Origin of the sequence: Variovorax sp. RKNM96 (assembly GCF_017161115.1) — a bacterium.
In the GTDB taxonomy this organism is placed as follows: domain Bacteria; phylum Pseudomonadota; class Gammaproteobacteria; order Burkholderiales; family Burkholderiaceae_C; genus Variovorax.
This window is the reverse complement of record NZ_CP046508.1, coordinates 2,278,016-2,296,611: the sequence shown is the minus strand read 5'-3', so window position 1 is coordinate 2,296,611 and position 18,596 is coordinate 2,278,016. Positions and strand designations below refer to the sequence as shown.

Below are 18,596 nucleotides of genomic sequence, written 5' to 3'. Positions count from 1 at the left end.
TGAAGAACTGCTTGCTGGACCTTGATGCGCAGCGAAACTGCGCGCGTGACCTGGCTGGCAATGAGGGGCAGCACCAGGGTGTTGCCCGAGCCTTTTATTGTATGAGAATAATTCTCATCTAAACAACTTAAGACTTACTCATGCAGGGGCCGAAGTGCGGATCAGGTGATCGAACGCACCGAGTGCCGCCTTCGCGCCGTCGCCGGCCGCGATGATGATCTGCTTGAACGGCACGGTCGTCACATCGCCCGCCGCGAACACGCCCGGCACCGAGGTCTGACCGCGCGCATCGACGACGATCTCGCCGTGCTTCGTGAGCTCGACCACGCCCTTGAGCCAGTCGGTGTTGGGCACAAGGCCGATCTGGATAAACACGCCTTCGAGCTCGACCTTCTTCAGCTCGCCCGTCGCGCGGTCCTTGTAGACCAGGCCGTTGACCTTCTGGTCGCCGGTGATCTCGGTGGTCTGCGCGTTGGTGAACACGTCGACGTTCTTCAGGCTGCGCAGCTTGCGCTGCAGCACGGCGTCGGCGCGCAGCGCGGTGTCGAACTCGATCAGCGTGACATGGCCCACGATGCCGGCCAGATCGATCGCCGCCTCGACGCCCGAGTTGCCGCCGCCGATGACCGCGACGCGCTTGCCCTTGAACAGCGGACCGTCGCAGTGCGGGCAATAGGCCACGCCCTTGTTCTTGAACTCGTGCTCGCCGGGCACGTTGATGTTGCGCCAGCGCGCGCCGGTCGAAATGATGACGGTCTTGCTCTTGAGCGAGGCGCCGCTCTCCAGTTGCACTTCGACCAGGTCGCCTGGAACCAGCGCCTTGGCACGCTGCAGATTCATGATGTCGACGTCGTAGTCGCGCACATGCTCTTCCAGCGCGTGGGCGAACTTGGGACCTTCGGTCTCCTTGATCGAGATGAAGTTCTCGATGCCCATCGTGTCGAGCACCTGGCCGCCGAAACGCTCGGAGGCCACGCCGGTGCGGATGCCCTTGCGCGCTGCGTACACGGCGGCCGCTGCGCCCGCGGGACCGCCGCCGACGATCAGCACGTCGAACGCCTCCTTGCCGGCGATCTTCTTCGCTTCGCGCTCGACGCCGCTGGTGTCGATCTTGGCGAGGATTTCTTCCAGGCTCATGCGGCCCTGGCCGAACTCGGTGCCGTTCAGGAAGACCGTGGGCACGGCCATGACCTGGCGTTCCTTCACTTCGTCCTGGAAGGTGCCGCCCTCGATCATCGTGGTGCGGATGCGCGGGTTCTGGATCGCCATCAGGTTCAGCGCCTGAACCACGTCGGGGCAGTTGTGGCAGGTAAGCGAGACATAGATCTCGAACTCGAAGTCGCCATCGAGTGCCTTGATCTGGTCGAGCACGGCCTGCTCGACCTTGGGCGGGTAGCCGCCGATCTGCAGCAACGCAAGGATCAGCGAGGTGAATTCATGGCCCATCGGCAGGCCGGCGAAGCGCGGGCCGTGGTTCTCGCTCGGGCGATTGACCGAGAAAGAGGGCTTGCGGTGGCTGTCGTCGCGGCTTTCGGTCAGCTTGACCAGCGGCGAGGACTCCGCGACGTCCTTCAGCAGCGACAACATCTCACCCGAGGCCTTGCTGTCGTCGAGCGAGGCAACGATTTCGATCGGTTGCGTGGCGCGTTCGAGGTAACCCTTCAATTGGGCTTTGGTGTTGGCGTCGAGCATGACAGACTCACTTTCGATAACTGAAAACTATCAACTGGGAACAAAAAAGCCCGGGGCCTCGTGAGCGCCCGGGCTTTCGCACGGGGTGCTTAGATCTTGCCGACGAGGTCGAACGACGGAGCGATGGTCTTGTCGCCTTCATTCCACTTGGCCGGGCAGACTTCGTTCGGGTGGGCGGCGGTGTAGACCGCTGCCTTGAGCTTGCGCAGGGTTTCCTTGACGTCGCGGGCGATTTCGTTGGAGTGCACTTCGGCGGTCTTGATGATGCCTTCGGGGTTGATCACGAAGGTGCCGCGCAGTGCCAGGCCTTCTTCAGGGATGTGCACGCCGAAAGCGTTGGTCAGCGTGTGGGTCGGGTCGCCCACCAGCGGGAACTTGGCCTTGCCGACGGCCGGCGACGTGTCGTGCCAGACCTTGTGCGAGAAGTGCGTGTCGGTGGTCACGATGTAGACCTCGGCACCCAGCTTCTGGAACTCGGGGTAGTTGTCGGCTGCGTCTTCGACTTCGGTCGGGCAGTTGAAGGTGAAGGCGGCCGGCATGAAGATCAGCACGGACCACTTGCCCTTGAGCGTCTCGTCGGACACATCGATGAACTTGCCGTTGAGGTAGGCCTGGGTCTTGAAGGGCTGGACTTGGGTGTTGATCAGGGACATTGGTGATTCCTAGGTGGCTGATGAAAAAGGCGAACCATGAGTATAGCTACCAATCTCATATTATCAATAGTCATGAGCTATTAAAAGTATTGGAGCTTGCTATGTTTGCGATGAGGTCGCGACGGGTTTTGCAGCACCTCAATACGAACGTGTATCACCATCACACGCATGCAGACCGGCGCAGCATGGGATTGCTTGCAAGCACGCATCCGCCCCTCTGACAATCACCGCTTTCAGAACAAGGAAAAAATCATGAAGGGCGACCCCAAGGTCATCGAACATCTGCAGGCGCAGCTCAAGAACGAGCTCACTGCAATCAACCAGTATTTCCTGCACTACCGCATGCTCAAGCACTGGGGTCTGGACAAGCTGGCCAAGAAGGAATACGAAGAATCGATCGGCGAAATGAAGCACGCCGACAAGCTGATGGACCGCATCTTCATGCTCGACGGCCTGCCCAATCTGCAGGACCTCGGAAAGCTGAACATCGGCGAGGATGTGCCCGAGCTGCTTCGCTGCGACCTCGGCGCCGAAACCGGTGCGCAAGCGACCATCAAGGATGGCATCCAGCATTGCGAATCGGTGCGCGACTATGTCTCGCGCGACCTGCTGCAGGAAATCCTGGACGACACGGAAGAGCACATCGACTTCCTCGAAACCCAGATCGACCTGATCGACCGCGTTGGCCTGCAGAACTACCTGCAATCGCAAATGGGCGAGCTCGAATAAGAGCAATCTTTCGACTTCAAGCAACGGGGCCTCGGCCCCGTTTTTTATTGCTTTACGTAACTTAACGGCCGTCAAATAGCAGTCATTCTCATCTGCACGGATAGAATCCGCGCCTTCGATGACTGCCGCCGCCCGCCCCGACAACCGCCGCCGTGCCTATTGGCTCAAGACCCTGCACGAATGGCACTGGGTGAGTTCGGCGATCTGCCTCATCGGCATGATCCTGTTCAGCGTCACGGGCTTCACGCTCAACCATGCGGGGCAGATCGAGGCCAAGCCGGCGATCACGAAGCGGAACGGCTCGGTCGACGAGGCATTGCGTGCTCGGCTCGAACAGCAGCTTCCAGCCGCCAAGGCGCAAAAAGGCAAGGCGCCCCTGCCATCCGAGCTGCAAGGCTGGATCCAGAAGAACTGGGACGTCGACACCGCCGGCCGCGACGCCGAATGGTCCGACGATGAAATCTATCTCTCCCTCCCCCGCCCCGGCGGCGACGCCTGGCTGCGCCTGAACCTGGCTGACGGCGAAATCGAATACGAGCGCACCGACCGCGGCTGGCTCTCCTACCTCAACGACCTGCATAAGGGCCGCAACACCGGCGCCGCCTGGAGCTGGTTCATCGACATCTTCGCGGGCGCCGCGCTGGTCTTCTCGATCACCGGACTGTTCATTCTCAAGATGCATGCGGGCAACCGGCCGTTCACCTGGCCGATGGTGGGCATGGGGCTGGTCGTGCCGGTGCTGCTCGCGCTGTTGTTCATTCATTGACCGATCGATCGATTCAAAAAAAGAGGTTTCCCGTGCACGTTCGCTGCCATTCACTCGCGCCGATCGCCATTTCGGCGTTGCTCGCAACCCCGGCCTTCGCGGCGAGCCTCGCCGTCAACATCGAGATTCCCCGGCTGAACGTTTCCGAGTACCACCGCCCTTACGTGGCGACCTGGATCGAGCGCGCCGACAACACGGTCGCGGGCACGCTCGCCGTCTGGTACGACGTGCGCACCAAGACGAACAACCCCGAAGGCGAAGGCACGAAGTGGCTCAAGGACATGCGCCAGTGGTGGCGCCGCGGCGGCCGCGAACTCGCGGTGCCTGTCGATGGCGTGACCGGTGCCACCAAGCCTGCCGGCAAGCACCAATTGAGCTTCACCGAAGGTACGGCGCCGATGCCCAAGCTCGCGCCCGGCGCCTACAAGCTGGTGGTCGAGGCGGCCCGTGAAGTCGGCGGCCGCGAGGTCGTGAGCATTCCGTTCCAGTGGCCGCCCACCGCGGCAACGCAGCCGACCGCGGCGGGCAAGGAAGAGCTTGGCGAGATCAAGCTCGAACTCAAGCCCTGATCGACGACGGCTCTCCCTCTCCGCAAGCTTCATCCATCAAGGACCTCCCCATGACCCGTTCCAACCTGCGCGCCACCGGCCTCGCCATTGCCCTGTCGGCCATCGCTTCCGTTGCCATGGCGCACAACGCCTGGCTGCTGCCCTCGTCCACCGTGTTCTCCAAGGCCGACACCGTGAGCGTCGATGCCGCCGTGTCGAACGACCTGTTCGTCGCGAACCACGCACCGCTGCGCCTGGACGGACTGCAGATCACCGCGCCCGATGGCAGCACGGTCAAACCCGAGAGCGAAGCCAAGCTCAAGCTGCGCAATGTGTTCGATGTGAGCGTGGCGCAGCCGGGCACCTACCGCATCGCCGTGATCAACGCGGGCGCATTTGCGAGCTGGAAGGACAAGGCCACGGGCCAGAACAAGCGCGCACGCGGCACGGCCGAGACCATCGGGAAGGAAATCCCGGCCGATGCGCAGGACGTCGCCATCACCCAGTCCTCGGGCCGCATCGAGACCTTCGTGACCGTCGGCAAGCCTTCGGCGCTCAAGCCGATCGGCCAGGGCCTGGAACTGATCGTGGCCGGCAGCCCGACCGACCTGGTCAAGGGCGAGAAAGCCAGCTTCACGCTGAACCTCGACGGCCAGCCCGCGAAGAACCTCGAAGTGACCGTGACCGCGGGCAACACGCAGTACCGCGACAAGCTCGAGGAGATCAAGCTCAAGACCGACGACAAGGGCCAGTTCAGCGTGACCTGGCCGACCGCCGGCATGTACTGGCTCGACGCCAGCACCAAGGACAACAAGACCACCGTGCCGCAAGCCAAGGAGCGCCGCCTGAGCTATGCGGCCACCCTTGAAGTGATGCCCTGACACCTGCGCGCTCCCTTGGGACTTTCCTTCAGCACCTGGCGCGCAGGCGGCTACGCCAACGCGGCCGTACCGCGCCGCGCCGATCCGGTCACCCTGCAGCAACTGGGCGGGCAGACCATGGGCACGACCTGGTCGCTGCGCTTCGACAACCCGCGGATGCTTCCGCTGGAGCAGGTGCGCGAAGCGGTGGATGCGGCGCTTGCGCGGGTCGTCGCGCAGATGAGCCATTGGGAGCCGGCGTCGGACATCAGCCGATTCAACCGTGCGCCTGCGGGCTCGCGTCATGTGTTGCCCAAGGAATTCGCCGACGTGATGAGTTGCGCCCTTCGTTGGGCGCGCATCAGCGAAGGCGCGATCGATCCGACTGTCGGTCCGCTGGTCGCTCGCTGGGGATTCGGCCCCAACGCAGAAACAAACGGCTCGCCCACGCCCGACGCCATCGCCGAGCTGCGCGTGCGGACTGGCTGGCAGCAGCTGGAATTCGACGAAGCGCGTGGCACCCTGCTGCAGCCGGGGAACGTCACGCTCGATCTCTCGGGCATCGCCAAGGGCTTCGCGGTCGATCACGGCGTCGAGGCATTGCACGGGCTCGGCCTCACCGACCTGCTGTTCGAGATCGGCGGAGAACTGCGTGGGATCGGTCGCCGTCCTGGCGGCCAACCGTGGCAGGTGCTCGTCAATGGCGAATCGTCGGTCGCGCAGCGCATCCCGCTCGCCGACATGGCCATCGCCACATCGGGCGACCGATGGCATCGCCGTGAGCACGAAGGACGTCGCTGGTCACACACCATCGATCCGCGCAACGGCGAACCGGTCGCGCATGCGCTGGCGAGCGTCACGGTGCTGCATGCGCAATGCATGCAGGCCGATGCGCTGGCCACGGTGCTGACTGTGCTGGGGCCGGACGATGGCCTCGCCTTCGCGGAACGGCACGATATCGCGGCCCTGTTCATCGGCCACGGCGACGTGGGTCCGCGAGCCACTCGCGCCTGGACCGCGCAGGCCGGCGCATGACCGAGGCGATGTTGCGCACATTGGGCGCGGGCGCCACGACGGCAGCCTATGCAGCGCTTTGCCTCGCCGTCTACGCGCGGCAGCGACGGCAGCGCACTGCGGCAATCCGCGAAGCGGCAGCGCTTTCCACCGACGGCGAAGCGCCCACTACCCTCGTGCTCTTCGCCAGCCAGACCGGCCAGGCGGAGACGATCGCCTGGCAGACGGCGCGGCAACTGCGTGCGGCGGGCACGCCGGTGCGCGTGATGGAACTGAACGCCCTCGACGCCGCCACGCTGAGTTCCGCGGGGCGTGCGCTCTTCGTGGCAAGCACGTATGGCGAGGGCGATGCGCCCGACGGTGCCAGCGTGTTCGCTGAGCGCGTGATGGATTCGGCTCCCGCCCTGCCTTCGCTTCGCTATGCCGTGCTGGCGCTGGGCGACCGCCAGTACAAGAATTTTTGCGGCTTCGGTCGCACACTCGATGCATGGCTGCACGCGGCCGGGGCCAGGCGCGATTTCGAATGCATCGAAGTCGACAACAGCGACCCTGCCGCACTGGCCGCCTGGCAGGCTCGATGGGGCGACGTTACCGTCGACCATGAAGATTCCGAGGCATTCGCACCGTGGCGGCTCGCGACGCGCGAGCTGCTCAACGCCGGCAGCGCAGGCGCGCCAGTCTTCCAGTTGGGCTTGGTGCCGCAGTCGGGGGCAATGCCCCGCTGGGCCTCCGGCGACCTCGTGCAGATCGCCGTTGCCAGCGATCCGGCGCGGCCCCGCGACTATTCGATCGCTTCGGTGCCTGCCGATGGCGAACTGCAGTTGCTGGTGCGCCAGGAGCAGCATCCCGATGGCACCCTCGGCACAGCGTCGGGCCTGCTGACATCGACGCTCACGATCGGCGACACCGTTGCACTGCGGCTGCGGCCGCATCGCACCTTTCGCCTCGACGGCAATGAAACGCGGCCGCTGATCCTCATCGGCAACGGCACCGGGCTGGCCGGCTTGCGCGCCCACCTGCGCGCCCGCGCAGCGGCGGGTTGCAACGACAACTGGCTGGTGTTCGGCGAACGGCATGCCGCCCATGACTTCCTCTGTCGCGAGGAGATCGAGGCATGGCAATCCGCTGGCGTGCTGCAGCGGCTCGACATGGTGTTCTCGCGCGACCAGCCCGAACGCCTCTATGTGCAGCACCGGCTGCTGCAAACGGCCGACCTGCTGCGCGCATGGCTGGACAACGGCGCGGCCATTTACGTGTGCGGAAGTCTCCAAGGCATGGCATCGGGTGTGGATGCGGCCTTGAGGCAGATTGCCGGCGACGCGTTCTTGCGCGATCTATCGGCAACCGGGCGGTATCGCCGCGATATCTACTGAGCTTCCGAGAGCTTGGCAGGCGCCGTGTCAGTTGCTCGGCGGCAACAACACAAGAAAACTTATGCCTTATTTTCTCACTTGTTAACTCTTAGTTAATGAGAAACACTATTATTCGCATCAATTTGCGTTCCCTCGCAAATTGACTCACCCAGCCAGTCCCCCTGTTTTCTCCCGATGAAGACGCGCGTGCGGACATCGCCAGTCGAGTCCTTCTGCTCGCCGCCCTTTTCGGAGAAAACTACATGGCCTACATCAAGAGCCGCAAACACGCCGTCGCGCGCGCCGTTCCCCACCTCTCCGGCGCCGCCGCCGCGACCCTGCTGGCCATTGCAGCTCCCGCCGCCTTTGCCCAGGCCGGCGGTGCATTGCCCGAAGTCCGCGTGCAGGACTCTTCCGCGGCCGACTACAAGACCGACACCTCGGCCAACCCCAAGTTCACGGCACCGCTGCTGAACACGCCGCAAACCATCCAGGTGATCAAGGAACAGGTCATCCGCGAACAGGGTGCGACGACGCTGACCGAAGCGCTTCGCAACACGCCCGGCGTGGGCACCTTCTTCCTCGGGGAGAACGGCAACACGAACACCGGCGATGCCGTCTTCATGCGCGGTTTCGACAGCTCGAGCAGCATCTTCGTGGACGGCATCCGCGACCTCGGCTCCATTTCGCGCGACGTGTTCAACATCGAACAGGTCGAAGTCGTGAAGGGCCCCTCGGGCACCGACGTCGGCCGCACCTCGCCCACCGGCTACATCAACCTCGTCACCAAGAAGCCGAAGCTCGAAGACAACTTCATCGGCTCGATCGGTTTCGGCAGCGCCGACTACAAGCGCGGCAGCATCGACTGGAACAAGTCGCTCAGCAGTGCCAACGGCATCGGCGCGGCATTCCGCCTCAACGCAGTGGTGGAAGACTCGGGCGTTGTCGGCCGCGACTTCGTCAAGAACAAGCACACGGCCATTGCGCCGTCGATCGCGCTCGGCCTGAACTCGCCCACGCGCTTCTACTTCGACTACCTGCACGTGGACCAGAACAACGTCCCCGACGGCGGCGTACCGACCATCGGCCTGCCCAGCTACTCGAACCCCGATCCGACGGCGCTCGGCGCACGCCGCCGCAGCTTCCTGGACTATGCGGCGCCGGTCGATCCGAAGAACTTCTACGGCACCGCCTACGACTTCAACAAGGTCACGGCGGACATGTTCACCGCGCGCGTCGAGCACGACTTCACGCCCGACGTCACGCTGCGCAACACCACGCGCTACGCCAAGACGAAGCAGGACTACATGCTGACGTCGTTCATGCTGGGCGGCCTCACGGCGTCCGGTGCGCGGCCGGCTGCCGGCACGGCATTCCTCGACACGCCGATCCCGGGCCTGCCCTCCACCTGGTCGGTCACGCGCAATTCGCCGACCAACAAGAACCAGGAAAACACGATCTTCGTCAACCAGACGAACGTGACCGCCAAGTTCGACACCGGCAGCGTGAGCCACTCGCTCAGCGCGGGCGTCGAGTTGATCCGTGAAGAACAGACGAACCTGGGTTACTTCGCTCCCGGCGCGTTGTTCAACGGCAAGGCTGTGCAGAACGGCGCCTGGCCCGCTGCGAACCTCTACGCACCGAACCCCTACGTCAACGGCTACAGCCGCATCCAGAGCGGCGCCGACAGCAAGGGCGTGACCAACACCGTCGGTCTCTATGCCTTCGACACCGTCAAGCTCAACGAGCAATGGCAGATCACGGGCGGCCTGCGCTTTGATCACTACAACACCTCGTTCCAGGGCGTGACGCTGTCGACCGCGACGACCAACCCGGGCCTGACGCTCGGCACGCTCGTGCCTTCGTCGCTGAAGCTCTCCGACAACCTCTTCACCGGCAAGATCGGCGTGGTCTACAAGCCCGTGAAGAATGGCAGCATCTACGCGGCCTACGGCACGTCGGCCCAGCCTCCGGGCGGCGCGAACTTCTCGCTGTCGGCCGCCGGCTCGGGCAACAGCGCCGCGCGCACCGACTTCCTGCCGCAGAAGGCCAAGACCTTCGAAGTCGGCACGAAGTGGGACGTGATGAACGACAAGCTGTCGCTGACCGGCGCGATCTATCGCACGGACGTGACCAATGAAGTGGTGCAGGACCCGACCAACACGTCGCTCTACTACCAGAGCGGCAAGAAGCGCGTCCAGGGCATCGAGCTGGGCCTTGCGGGCAGCATCACCGAGCGCTGGGGCGTGACGGCCGGATTCACGACGATGGACACCAAGGTCCAGAGCGGTCCCAACGTCACCGCCGACGGCACCAACGTGCTGGTCTACACCCCGAAGAACGCCTTCACGGCCTGGACCACTTACCAGTTCCCATTCGGCCTGACCATCGGCGGCGGCGCGCGCTACAACGGCAAGCTCCATCGCGGCACCGACGGCGCGGTGGGTACGCCGGCCTACATCGACGCCTACTGGGTGTTCGATGCCATGGCGTCCTACCGCATCAACAAGAACGTCGACATCCAGCTGAACGTCTCCAACCTGTTCGACAAGCAATACGCGGCCGCCATCAACAAGAGCGGCTACCGCTACACGCCGGGTACGCCGCGTTCGGCGAAGATCACCGCGAACTTCGCGTTCTGATCTGATTCTTGCTGCCTGTCGGGTCCGCCCGGCACGGTGCGAAACTCGAGCCCCGGCCTGCGCCGGGGCTTTTCTCTTTGCGGAGTGCCTGAAAAATGATGCTGCATGTGCCTGACGTCTTGAGTCCTGCCCAGGTGCGCGACATGCGCGCTGCACTGGACGCGACGAACTGGATCGATGGCCGCGAGACCGTTGGCGAGCAAGGCGCGCAGGTCAAGCGCAACCGGCAACTGCCGGAGTCATCGGCTGTCGGGCGTGAGCTCGGCGCCACGGTGCTTGCGGCGCTGGCGCGTCATTCGCTCTTCTTTTCCGCCGCACTACCCTCGCGGTTTGTTCCCCCGCTCTTCAATCGCTATGAAGGGGGTGAGCACTACGGCGTTCATATCGATGGTGCGGTCCGCGCGCTGCCCGGAGGTGGTCAGCAACTGCGCACGGACCTGTCCTGCACACTGTTCCTGTGCGATCCGGAAGACTATGACGGCGGCGAACTCGAGGTGATCGACACCTATGGGTCGCACGAGGTCAAGCTGCCGGCCGGGGACCTCATTCTTTATCCGGCGAGCAGCCTGCACCGCGTTCACCCGGTGACGCGCGGGGCGCGGGTTTGCTCGTTCTTCTGGCTCCAGAGCATGGTGCGCAACGACCAGCAACGCAGCATGCTGTTCGAGCTAGACCAGAACATCCAGAAATTGCGCGCCCGGCTGGGCGAATGCGAGGAGACGGTGGCGCTGACGGGCCACTATCACAACCTCTTGCGGCTCTGGTCGGAGGTGTAGCGGGTTGCCGGGGAGCCTCTCGCAAAGCCCAGTAACACCATAGTTATTGCAAATGCGATGGATTCTTATTTATAATCGGGCAACCAACAGCCAGCCAACTGCCGCTTTCACAGCCATGATCGTTTGCGTCTGCCGCCGAGTCTCCGACCGAGAAATCGCACGCCATGTGCGAGCCGGCATGACTTTTGACGAAGTGCAATTCGAGCTTGGCGTGGCCACACAATGTGGTCAATGTGAAGGTTGTGCGCGCGATATCGTCGCGCAATGCAGCGCTTCGCACCCGGTCGCCGCGTTGAATCGCGAATCGGGTCCGAGGGCGATCCAGCTTGCCAGCTCCATCACGGAAAGCAAGGCATGGAACTCGTCTCGGCACTCGGCGGCAGCCTGATCCTGGTCGCAGGCTCGGTCTGGTGGATTTTTCGCAAGTAACGTCGTAGCGGTTTTGCTGCAATCGGGGCACGTTTTGACGTGCCCGCATTCGAATGGTTGATCGTGTCTGACCGCTTTGCCCCCCCTCCCTCCGCTTTTGGCCTCTCGCGCAATGTCGTCATTGCGGGCAGCGTCATCCTGTTTCACGCGGCTGCACTCTGGGCGCTGCAAAGTGGGCTGCTGCGGCGGGCCGCCGAAGTGGTGATTCCAGTCGAAATATTGAGCCAGTTCGTCGAGCCGCCGAAACCGAAGGTGGATCCCCCCCCTCCGCCGCCGCCCCCCCCGAAGGTGGCCAAGGCGCCGCCTCCGCCGCGGCCGCAAGCCATCCGCGAACCGAAGCCCACGCCAGCCCCACAGGCGCCCGTGGGCACCACGGAACCGCCTCCTCCACCAGCGCCCCCGGCTGCGCCCACGCCGCCGACTCCTCCTGCACTGCCGCCTGCGCCTCCGGCTCCGCCTGCGGTGCAACTGCCATCGAGCAATGCCGACTACCTCCAGAACCCCAAGGCGGTCTACCCCGCCATGAGCAAGCGGCTCGGCGAGCAGGGCAAGGTGATCGTCAAGGTGCTCGTCGGCGTCGACGGGCTGCCCAAGAGCGCCGAGGTCAAGAAATCCAGCGGTTTCGACCGCCTGGACGAGGCCGCCATCGAATACATCATGAAATGCCGGTTCGTGCCCGGCAAGGTCAACGGCGTGGTTCAGGCCATGTCCTATGACGCCCCCGTCAACTACGTCTTGAACTAATTTTTCTCTGGAGCAACTTCGTATGGATTCCCAATTTGGCTTGATGAACGTCTGGAATCAGGGCGATTTCGTCACCAAGGCCGTCGCAGTGCTGTTGATCGGCATGTCGCTTGCATCGTGGATCGTGATCATCGTCAAGGCACTCGACGTCATCAAATACAAGCGCCTTGCCAAGCACTCGCAGGACTTCTGGCACAGCGAAGACTTCGCCACCGCGCTCAACAAGCTCGGCAAGGACGACAGCAACCCCTTCCGCGCACTGGCACTCGAAGGCCGCGAGGCTGCGGCCCACCACCGCAACACCAAGGCCCATCTGCACGACGCCCTCGACGTGAGCGACTGGATCACGCGCGCCCTGCGCAACGGCATCGATGCGTTTACCGCTCGCCTTCAAACCGGCCTGGCGATCCTGGCATCGGTGGGCTCCACGGCGCCGTTCATCGGCCTCTTCGGCACGGTCTGGGGCATCTACCACGCACTGATGAGCATCGGCTCGGCCGGCCAGGCCACCATCGACAAGGTGGCGGGCCCGATCGGCGAAGCGCTGATCATGACGGCGCTCGGCCTCGCGGTGGCAATTCCCGCGGTGCTCGGCTACAACGCGCTGGTTCGCGGCAACAAGTTCGTGCTGACCAAGCTCAACAGCTTTGCGCACGACCTGCATGCTTACTTCGTGACCGGTGCCCGCGTGCAAAGCGGTAGCGGCGACGCGATCGTGGTTCCGCTCAAGAAGGGCTGAACGCCATGGCTTTCGGAACACAAGACGAACCCGATGAGGTGATGAACGAGATCAACATGACGCCGCTGGTCGACGTCATGCTGGTACTCCTGATCATCTTCATCATCACCGTGCCGGTGATGAAGCACGCGGTCAACATCGATCTGCCTCGCGCCAGCAGCGAGCCCGAGCAGCCCAAGCCGCAGAACATTTTGTTCAGCGTCACGGCCGATGGGAGCTACTACTGGAACGAAACGAAGATCGACGACAGCGAATTGCCCAACCGCCTCGCCGCCGAAGCCGCCAAGGAGCCGCAACCCGAGTTGCATATCCGCGGCGACAAGGCCGTGCGCTATGAGCGCGTGGCCAAGGCCATGTCGGAAGCGCGGGAAGCCGGCGTTCGCAAGATCGGTTTCATCACCGAACCCGACGCGAAGTGATCCGAATTCGAAGCGTGTGAAAAAAATCAATCTTCGCGATTGACTTCTTGTTGAGAATCATTATCATTCACTCATCGCTTCGATACGGGAACTCCAAATGCCAGCCACACCGAACGCCTTCACTGTTCTGAACCATCCCTCGCTCGACCAATCGGGTGGCGGCCATGCGTCGATCCAGGCATCGCGTCCGGTGCCAATGGTCGAAAGCACGGAGCTTCTCAAGGGAAGCAAGACCGTGGGCATCATGCACAACGGCTCGCTCTACCGGCTCCAAGCCACCAAACTCGGCAAGCTGATCCTGACCAAATAGGTCATTCAGCCCGCCCCTCGCGCAAGTTTCATCGTGGGGCGACTCAAGGAGATTCATCTCCGAAGGGTCGTTTTTTGCTAGCCAACGGTTCGCCGACTAGCCAAGCTTTTTTTCACGCTGAACGCTCCAAAGAAAACGCCGACCTCGAAGTCGGCGTTTTGCTTTGTGCGGAGAGAAAAACTCAGAGGCCGATCGCGGCGATGCCAGCCTTGGCAATCTGCGCGTCTTCGTTCGACTTCACGCCGCTCACGCCGACTGCACCGATGACCTGGCCGTCCTTCACGATCGGCACGCCGCCTTCTAGCAGGCCCTGGACCGCAGGAGCCGTCAGGAAAGCCGTGCGGCCGCCGTTGATGATGTCTTCATAGACCTTGCTCTCGCGGCGGCCCATCGCGGCCGTGTGCGCCTTGGCGGGGGCAATGTGCGACGACAGCGCCGCGGCGCCGTCCAGGCGCTGCAGCCAGAGCAGGTTGCCGGCGTCGTCCGAGATGGCGATGGTCACGGCCCAGTTGTTCTTGAGGGCCTCGGCTTCGGCCGCTGCGGCGATGGCCTTGACGTCGGCAAGTTCGAGGAATGATTTGGTCTTCATGTTGAGCTCAGGTTGCGTAAAAACCCGACAGCATAACGGCCACCCGCCTCGAAATGCCCGGGCCGCTTAAGAACAACCCGGACACGGTCTTTCGGACACCCTCCTCTTGCAGACACCTAGAATGCGCCCAACTGCGTAGCAGCAACCACAGGAGCTTCGTCCATGAACGACCGCGTCACCACCCTCGACACTTCCCCAGGCTACGGCCAGACGTTGCCGCAGGCGGAGCGCCAACGCGTCCTGCGCAACACCTACTGGCTGCTGGCATTGAGCATGCTGCCTACCGTGCTGGGCGCCTGGCTCGGCGTGAGTACCGGCCTCACACGTTCGCTCACAGGCGGACTCGGCCTGATCGTGTTCCTCGGCGGCGCATTCGGTTTCATGTTCGCCATCGAGAAGACCAAGAACTCGGCTGCCGGCGTGCCGGTGCTGCTGGCCTTCACCTTCTTCATGGGCCTGATGCTGTCGCGCCTGATCGCGATGGTGCTCGGCTTCAAGAACGGTTCCGAACTCGTCATGACGGCCTTCGGCGGCACGGCGGGCGTGTTCTTCGTGATGGCCTCGCTGGCCACCTTCATCAAGCGCGACCTGTCGGGCATGGGCAAGTTCCTGTTCGTCGGCGCGATGGTGCTGATGTTCGGCGCGATCATCAATGTGTTCGTGGGCTCGACCACGGGCATGCTGGTCATCTCGGTGGCCGCCATCGGAATCTTCTCGGCCTACATGCTCTACGACCTGAAGCAGATCATGGACGGCGGCGAAACCAACTACATCACCGCCACGCTGGCCCTGTATCTGGACCTGTTCAATGTGTTCCAGAGCCTGCTGGCGCTGCTGGGCATCTTTGGCGGCGAACGCGACTGAGCGAGCGAAAACCGCGCTCCAGGACAAAGGGCCCCGAGGGGCCCTTTTTCATTCCAGGTCGAAGACGGCAATCGACTCGACGTGCGCCGTGTGCGGGAACATGTTGACCACCCCCGCGAAGGTGCATCGATAGCCCGCCTGGTGCACCAGCAGGCCCGCATCGCGCGCAAGCGTCGACGGATTGCAGCTCACGTAGACGATGCGCCTGGGCGGCGTCCAGCCATCGGTGCGAAGCTCGGGCTGCTGATGCAGATCGGCCATCGCCTTGGCGAGCGCGAAAGCACCTTCGCGCGGCGGATCGACCAGCCACTTGTCGGCGCTGCCATCAGCCACCAGCATGGCAGGCGTCATCTCGAACAGGTTGCGCGCGACAAACCGGGTCGGCGAAAGCGCCCGTCGAGCACTCGTTGCAGGCTGGTTCTTCTTGAAGTTGTCGGTCGCGCGTGCCACCAACGTGTCGCTGCCCTCGATGCCCAGCACCTCGCGCGCCTGGCTCGCCAGCGGCAGGGTGAAATTGCCGAGGCCGCAGAACCAGTCGATGACCCGTTCGTCGGATTGCACATCGAGCAGGCGAAGCGCCTTGCCCACCAGCGCGCGGTTGATGTGCGGATTCACCTGCGTGAAATCGGTCGGCTTGAACGGCATCGTTACGCCGAATTCGGGCAAACGGTATGCGAGCGGCGTGCCGCCTTCTTCCAGCAGCTTCACCGTCTCCGGCCCCTTGGCCTGCAGCCACCACTGCACGCCTTCGTTCTTGGCAGCAAACGCCTTCAGCCGGTCGATATCAGCGCCTGACAGGGGCTGCAGGTGCCGCAGCACCAGGGCGATGGTGCCGAGCGACGTGGAGTCCGGCGCGTCGCCGCAGGCCAGCTCGATCTGCGGGCAGGTCTCGCGCGCGTCCATGGAGCCGATCAGCGCGCGCAGGGGCATCAGCATGTCGCTGACCTGCCTGGGCAGCACCGGGCACACCTGCATGTCGGCCAGGTACCGGCTCTTGCGCTCATGAAAGCCGATCAGCACCGTGCCCTTCTTGACCACATGGCGCACCGACAGGCGCGCGCGGTAGCGGTAATGCCATGCAGGCCCTTCGAGCGGGCGCAGCACATTGTCGGGGCGCACCTTGCCCAGGTGCCACAGGTTGTCTTCCATGGCGCGCTGCTTCACGGCCACTTGCGCGGCCGCGTCCAGGTGCTGCATCTTGCAGCCGCCGCAAGCGCCGGTGTGCAGGCCGAAATGCGGGCAGCCCGGGCGCACCCGCTGCGACGATTCGCGCCGGATGTGGGTGACCGTGCCCTGCTCCCAGTTGTTCTTGCGGCGATGGACGTTGAACTGCACTTCCTCGAAAGGCAGCGCGCCTTCGATGAACACGACCATGCCGTCGGCATTGTGGGAAACGCCCTGCGCGTCGAGGTCGAGCGACTCGACTTTCAGCCATTCTTCGCCGGGTTTCGTGGGGACTTTCTTTTCTTCGATGGATTCCGTCATCCCCCGATTGTCTCAGCGCGGCCGTCCCCGCTTTTTCGCCCCGCTAGAACAGCGCATCCCGCCCGATGCCCGAACGCGCCAGCTGCCGGCGCATCTTGGCCAGCGCCTCGTTCTGGATCTGCCTCACGCGCTCTCGGGTGAGGCCCAGGCGCACGCTCAGCACCTCGAGCGTTTCGGGCTCGCGGTCATGCAGGCCATACCGCCCCTCGAGCACCTCGCGCTCGCGCGCGTCGAGCGCGTGGACCCACTGGTCGAGCAGTCGTTCCACCTCGTGCGCCTGCGTCACGCCGCTCGGATTGCCCTGCTCGTCGTCGGATGCCACGGTGTCGGCGAGCGTGAAGCCCTCGTCCCCGCGCGCATCGCCGGCATCGAGCGAGCGCGGCGCCTCGGAAAGAGCCAGCAGGTCGGCCACCTCCTGCACGTCGCGGCCGAGCAGCGCTGCGATGTCTTCCACGCGCACGCCGTCGGGCCGGCGTGCGACAAACTCCGCATCGCCTTCGAGGGCACGGCGCGCGCGCAACACCTGCTGCAGTTCGCGCACCACATGCACCGGCAGGCGAATCGCACGCGCCTGCGTCATGACTGCGCGTTCGACAGACTGGCGGATCCACCAGGTCGCATAGGTGGAAAAACGAAAACCGCGCTCGGGCTCGAACTTGGTGATGGCATGCATCAGCCCGAGGTTGCCTTCTTCGATGAGGTCCGACAGCGGCACGCCGCGTCCCAGATACCCCTTGGCAATGTTCACCACGAGCCGGAGGTTGTGCTCGATCATCGATTGCCGTGCCGCGAAGTCGCCGGACCGCGCAGCGCAGGCGGTCTGGAATTCCTCGTCGGGGGTGAACAGCTCGGTACGCCGGACCTGGCGCAGGTAGATGGTCAGCGCGTCTGCGCCTTCGCCGCCGATCAGTTCGGCCGTGGCGCCGCGCGGGAGCGCTGCATTGAGCTCTACAGGATCGGCTGGAAGGTTCTCGTCGGGCGAGACTTCCTTGTCACCGGAAGACCGGCCGCCTCTGCCCGCCAGCCCGCGCACGGGCAGTGTGCGACGGGGGCGGGAGGCAGCCATGGCATCACCGGCCGGGCAGGTAGCGTGACGGGTCGACGGGCTTGCCCTGGCGGCGGATCTCGAAATGCAGCTTCACGCGATCGGCGTCGCTGTTGCCCATTTCGGCGATCTTCTGGCCCTTCTGAACCGACTGGTCTTCCTTCACGAGCAGCGTCTGGTTGTGCGCATACGCCGTGAGGTAGGTGTTGTTGTGCTTCAGGATAATGAGGTTGCCGTAGCCACGCAGACCAGCGCCGGCGTACACCACGCGCCCGTCGGCCGCAGCCAGCACGGGGTCGCCCGCCTTGCCGCTGATGTCGTAGCCCTTGTTCTTGGCTTCGTCGAAGCCGGCGATCAGCGAACCGCTCGCGGGCCAGATCCAGCCGAGGTCTTCGTCGCCGGAGCTTCCGCTGCCGGGACTTGCCGGAGAAGCCGTGACGGGCGCCGCCGGCTTCACCGGCGTGCTTGCGCCGCTCCCCGGAACAGCTGCGATCACCGGCGGCGGCGTCACCGGCTTGGTGACGGCACCTTCCGAACCCGAAGCCGCGGGAGCGGTTGCAACGGCCGTGCCCGAGCCCGACGGCGGAATCACGCGCAGCACCTGCCCCACTTCGATCAGGTCGGGGTTGTCCAGATTGTTCCAGCGGGCGATGTCCTGCCAGCGCTGCCCGGTCTCGCTGCCGATGCGGCGGATCGTGTCGCCGGGTCGCACGGCGTAGTAGCCCGGTTTGCCGTAGTTCTCGATGCCCTGAAGCGGCTTGCCGTTGGCATCGACGGTGATGGGAGAACCGCCTGGCGTAACACCGGGCGCCCGCGTCATCGTGCCGCGGTCCTCGACGGGCGCCGGCCCGCGCGGTGTGGAGCAGCCCGCGATCACGAGCACAACGGCCAACGTGATGCCCGCGAACAAACTCCGATTGCCAAAACCCTGCATTTGTTA

Annotated in this window: 20 protein-coding genes; 14 read left to right on the top strand and 6 right to left on the bottom strand. The window is 64.1% G+C overall.

Annotated features, from left to right (window positions below; all coding sequences use genetic code 11):
* Nucleotides 1-138: 138 nt before the first annotated feature.
* Together ahpF and ahpC are read right to left on the bottom strand one after the other, a co-directional pair.
* Nucleotides 139-1,692 (bottom strand): alkyl hydroperoxide reductase subunit F, encoded by a 1,554-nt coding sequence (gene ahpF / locus GNX71_RS10510; RefSeq protein WP_206178254.1) that lies wholly within the window; start codon nucleotides 1,690-1,692, stop codon nucleotides 139-141.
* An 89-nt stretch (nucleotides 1,693-1,781) separates the two neighbouring features.
* Complete coding sequence (gene ahpC / locus GNX71_RS10505; RefSeq protein WP_007830764.1) at nucleotides 1,782-2,345, bottom strand: alkyl hydroperoxide reductase subunit C; 564 nt, start codon at nucleotides 2,343-2,345, stop codon at nucleotides 1,782-1,784.
* 252 nt (nucleotides 2,346-2,597) lie between these two features.
* Between ahpC and bfr the strand changes: the two genes are divergently transcribed.
* From bfr to GNX71_RS10440, 13 genes are all read left to right on the top strand, one after another.
* Nucleotides 2,598-3,074 carry a bacterioferritin gene (bfr, locus tag GNX71_RS10500; protein ID WP_013540512.1) on the top strand — a complete coding sequence of 159 codons (477 nt, stop codon included), beginning with the start codon at nucleotides 2,598-2,600 and terminating at the stop codon, nucleotides 3,072-3,074.
* A gap of 118 nt (nucleotides 3,075-3,192) precedes the next feature.
* Complete coding sequence (locus GNX71_RS10495) at nucleotides 3,193-3,840, top strand: PepSY-associated TM helix domain-containing protein (RefSeq protein ID WP_206178253.1); 648 nt, start codon at nucleotides 3,193-3,195, stop codon at nucleotides 3,838-3,840.
* A gap of 32 nt (nucleotides 3,841-3,872) precedes the next feature.
* Nucleotides 3,873-4,409, top strand: coding sequence for a DUF2271 domain-containing protein (locus GNX71_RS10490; RefSeq protein WP_206178252.1), 537 nt, complete (start codon nucleotides 3,873-3,875; stop codon nucleotides 4,407-4,409).
* A 50-nt stretch (nucleotides 4,410-4,459) separates the two neighbouring features.
* Nucleotides 4,460-5,269 (top strand): DUF4198 domain-containing protein, encoded by an 810-nt coding sequence (locus tag GNX71_RS10485; RefSeq protein ID WP_206178251.1) that lies wholly within the window; start codon nucleotides 4,460-4,462, stop codon nucleotides 5,267-5,269.
* A gap of 15 nt (nucleotides 5,270-5,284) precedes the next feature.
* Nucleotides 5,285-6,283 (top strand): FAD:protein FMN transferase, encoded by a 999-nt coding sequence (locus GNX71_RS10480; protein ID WP_206178250.1) that lies wholly within the window; start codon nucleotides 5,285-5,287, stop codon nucleotides 6,281-6,283.
* The gene (locus GNX71_RS10475; protein ID WP_206178249.1) at nucleotides 6,280-7,635 is read left to right on the top strand and encodes a sulfite reductase subunit alpha; all 1,356 of its coding nucleotides are present in this window, start codon (nucleotides 6,280-6,282) and stop codon (nucleotides 7,633-7,635) included. Before GNX71_RS10480 ends, GNX71_RS10475 begins: the two co-directional genes overlap by 4 nt.
* Nucleotides 7,636-7,877: 242 nt before the next feature.
* Nucleotides 7,878-10,256: a catecholate siderophore receptor Fiu gene (locus GNX71_RS10470; RefSeq protein WP_206178248.1), complete on the top strand. Its 2,379-nt coding sequence runs from the start codon at nucleotides 7,878-7,880 to the stop codon at nucleotides 10,254-10,256.
* Nucleotides 10,257-10,351: 95 nt separating this feature from the next.
* The gene (locus GNX71_RS10465; protein WP_206178247.1) at nucleotides 10,352-11,032 is read left to right on the top strand and encodes a Fe2+-dependent dioxygenase; all 681 of its coding nucleotides are present in this window, start codon (nucleotides 10,352-10,354) and stop codon (nucleotides 11,030-11,032) included.
* A gap of 115 nt (nucleotides 11,033-11,147) precedes the next feature.
* Complete coding sequence (locus GNX71_RS10460) at nucleotides 11,148-11,420, top strand: (2Fe-2S)-binding protein (RefSeq protein ID WP_093434223.1); 273 nt, start codon at nucleotides 11,148-11,150, stop codon at nucleotides 11,418-11,420.
* Between the two features lie 98 nt (nucleotides 11,421-11,518).
* A complete protein-coding gene (locus GNX71_RS10455) occupies nucleotides 11,519-12,205 on the top strand; it encodes an energy transducer TonB (protein WP_206179408.1) in 687 nt (228 codons plus the stop codon).
* A gap of 22 nt (nucleotides 12,206-12,227) precedes the next feature.
* On the top strand, nucleotides 12,228-12,944 hold the full coding sequence (locus tag GNX71_RS10450; protein ID WP_206178246.1) for a MotA/TolQ/ExbB proton channel family protein: 717 nt from the start codon (nucleotides 12,228-12,230) through the stop codon (nucleotides 12,942-12,944).
* A 5-nt stretch (nucleotides 12,945-12,949) separates the two neighbouring features.
* On the top strand, nucleotides 12,950-13,363 hold the full coding sequence (locus tag GNX71_RS10445; protein ID WP_093434226.1) for a biopolymer transporter ExbD: 414 nt from the start codon (nucleotides 12,950-12,952) through the stop codon (nucleotides 13,361-13,363).
* Nucleotides 13,364-13,460: 97 nt separating this feature from the next.
* Nucleotides 13,461-13,673, top strand: coding sequence for a hemin uptake protein HemP (locus GNX71_RS10440; protein WP_013540500.1), 213 nt, complete (start codon nucleotides 13,461-13,463; stop codon nucleotides 13,671-13,673).
* Nucleotides 13,674-13,854: 181 nt separating this feature from the next.
* On the opposite strand, the gene GNX71_RS10435 is transcribed toward GNX71_RS10440, so the two are convergent.
* On the bottom strand, nucleotides 13,855-14,262 hold the full coding sequence (locus tag GNX71_RS10435) for a heme-binding protein (RefSeq protein ID WP_013540499.1): 408 nt from the start codon (nucleotides 14,260-14,262) through the stop codon (nucleotides 13,855-13,857).
* Between the two features lie 162 nt (nucleotides 14,263-14,424).
* Between GNX71_RS10435 and GNX71_RS10430 the strand changes: the two genes are divergently transcribed.
* Nucleotides 14,425-15,126 (top strand): Bax inhibitor-1/YccA family protein, encoded by a 702-nt coding sequence (locus GNX71_RS10430; RefSeq protein WP_206178245.1) that lies wholly within the window; start codon nucleotides 14,425-14,427, stop codon nucleotides 15,124-15,126.
* A 48-nt stretch (nucleotides 15,127-15,174) separates the two neighbouring features.
* Here GNX71_RS10430 and rlmD read toward each other — a convergent pair whose 3' ends face one another.
* From rlmD to GNX71_RS10415, 3 genes are read right to left on the bottom strand one after another with little or no spacing between them, the layout of a single operon-like run.
* Entirely contained in the window at nucleotides 15,175-16,611 is a 1,437-nt protein-coding gene (gene rlmD / locus GNX71_RS10425; RefSeq protein ID WP_206178244.1) for a 23S rRNA (uracil(1939)-C(5))-methyltransferase RlmD, read from the bottom strand.
* Between the two features lie 43 nt (nucleotides 16,612-16,654).
* A complete protein-coding gene (locus GNX71_RS10420; protein ID WP_206178243.1) occupies nucleotides 16,655-17,677 on the bottom strand; it encodes a sigma-70 family RNA polymerase sigma factor in 1,023 nt (340 codons plus the stop codon).
* A 4-nt stretch (nucleotides 17,678-17,681) separates the two neighbouring features.
* On the bottom strand, nucleotides 17,682-18,590 hold the full coding sequence (locus tag GNX71_RS10415) for a peptidoglycan DD-metalloendopeptidase family protein (RefSeq protein ID WP_206178242.1): 909 nt from the start codon (nucleotides 18,588-18,590) through the stop codon (nucleotides 17,682-17,684).
* Nucleotides 18,591-18,596: the final 6 nt, after the last annotated feature.

Coding starts and splice junctions, on each gene's coding strand:
- ahpF (WP_206178254.1), bottom strand. CDS start 1,692: ATGCTCGACGCCAACACCAAAGCCCAATTGAAGGGTTACCTCGAACGC.
- ahpC (WP_007830764.1), bottom strand. CDS start 2,345: ATGTCCCTGATCAACACCCAAGTCCAGCCCTTCAAGACCCAGGCCTAC.
- bfr (WP_013540512.1), top strand. CDS start 2,598: ATGAAGGGCGACCCCAAGGTCATCGAACATCTGCAGGCGCAGCTCAAG.
- GNX71_RS10495 (WP_206178253.1), top strand. CDS start 3,193: ATGACTGCCGCCGCCCGCCCCGACAACCGCCGCCGTGCCTATTGGCTC.
- GNX71_RS10485 (WP_206178251.1), top strand. CDS start 4,460: ATGACCCGTTCCAACCTGCGCGCCACCGGCCTCGCCATTGCCCTGTCG.
- GNX71_RS10475 (WP_206178249.1), top strand. CDS start 6,280: ATGACCGAGGCGATGTTGCGCACATTGGGCGCGGGCGCCACGACGGCA.
- GNX71_RS10470 (WP_206178248.1), top strand. CDS start 7,878: ATGGCCTACATCAAGAGCCGCAAACACGCCGTCGCGCGCGCCGTTCCC.
- GNX71_RS10465 (WP_206178247.1), top strand. CDS start 10,352: ATGATGCTGCATGTGCCTGACGTCTTGAGTCCTGCCCAGGTGCGCGAC.
- GNX71_RS10460 (WP_093434223.1), top strand. CDS start 11,148: ATGATCGTTTGCGTCTGCCGCCGAGTCTCCGACCGAGAAATCGCACGC.
- GNX71_RS10450 (WP_206178246.1), top strand. CDS start 12,228: ATGGATTCCCAATTTGGCTTGATGAACGTCTGGAATCAGGGCGATTTC.
- GNX71_RS10445 (WP_093434226.1), top strand. CDS start 12,950: ATGGCTTTCGGAACACAAGACGAACCCGATGAGGTGATGAACGAGATC.
- GNX71_RS10440 (WP_013540500.1), top strand. CDS start 13,461: ATGCCAGCCACACCGAACGCCTTCACTGTTCTGAACCATCCCTCGCTC.
- GNX71_RS10435 (WP_013540499.1), bottom strand. CDS start 14,262: ATGAAGACCAAATCATTCCTCGAACTTGCCGACGTCAAGGCCATCGCC.
- GNX71_RS10430 (WP_206178245.1), top strand. CDS start 14,425: ATGAACGACCGCGTCACCACCCTCGACACTTCCCCAGGCTACGGCCAG.
- rlmD (WP_206178244.1), bottom strand. CDS start 16,611: ATGACGGAATCCATCGAAGAAAAGAAAGTCCCCACGAAACCCGGCGAA.
- GNX71_RS10420 (WP_206178243.1), bottom strand. CDS start 17,677: ATGGCTGCCTCCCGCCCCCGTCGCACACTGCCCGTGCGCGGGCTGGCG.
- GNX71_RS10415 (WP_206178242.1), bottom strand. CDS start 18,590: ATGCAGGGTTTTGGCAATCGGAGTTTGTTCGCGGGCATCACGTTGGCC.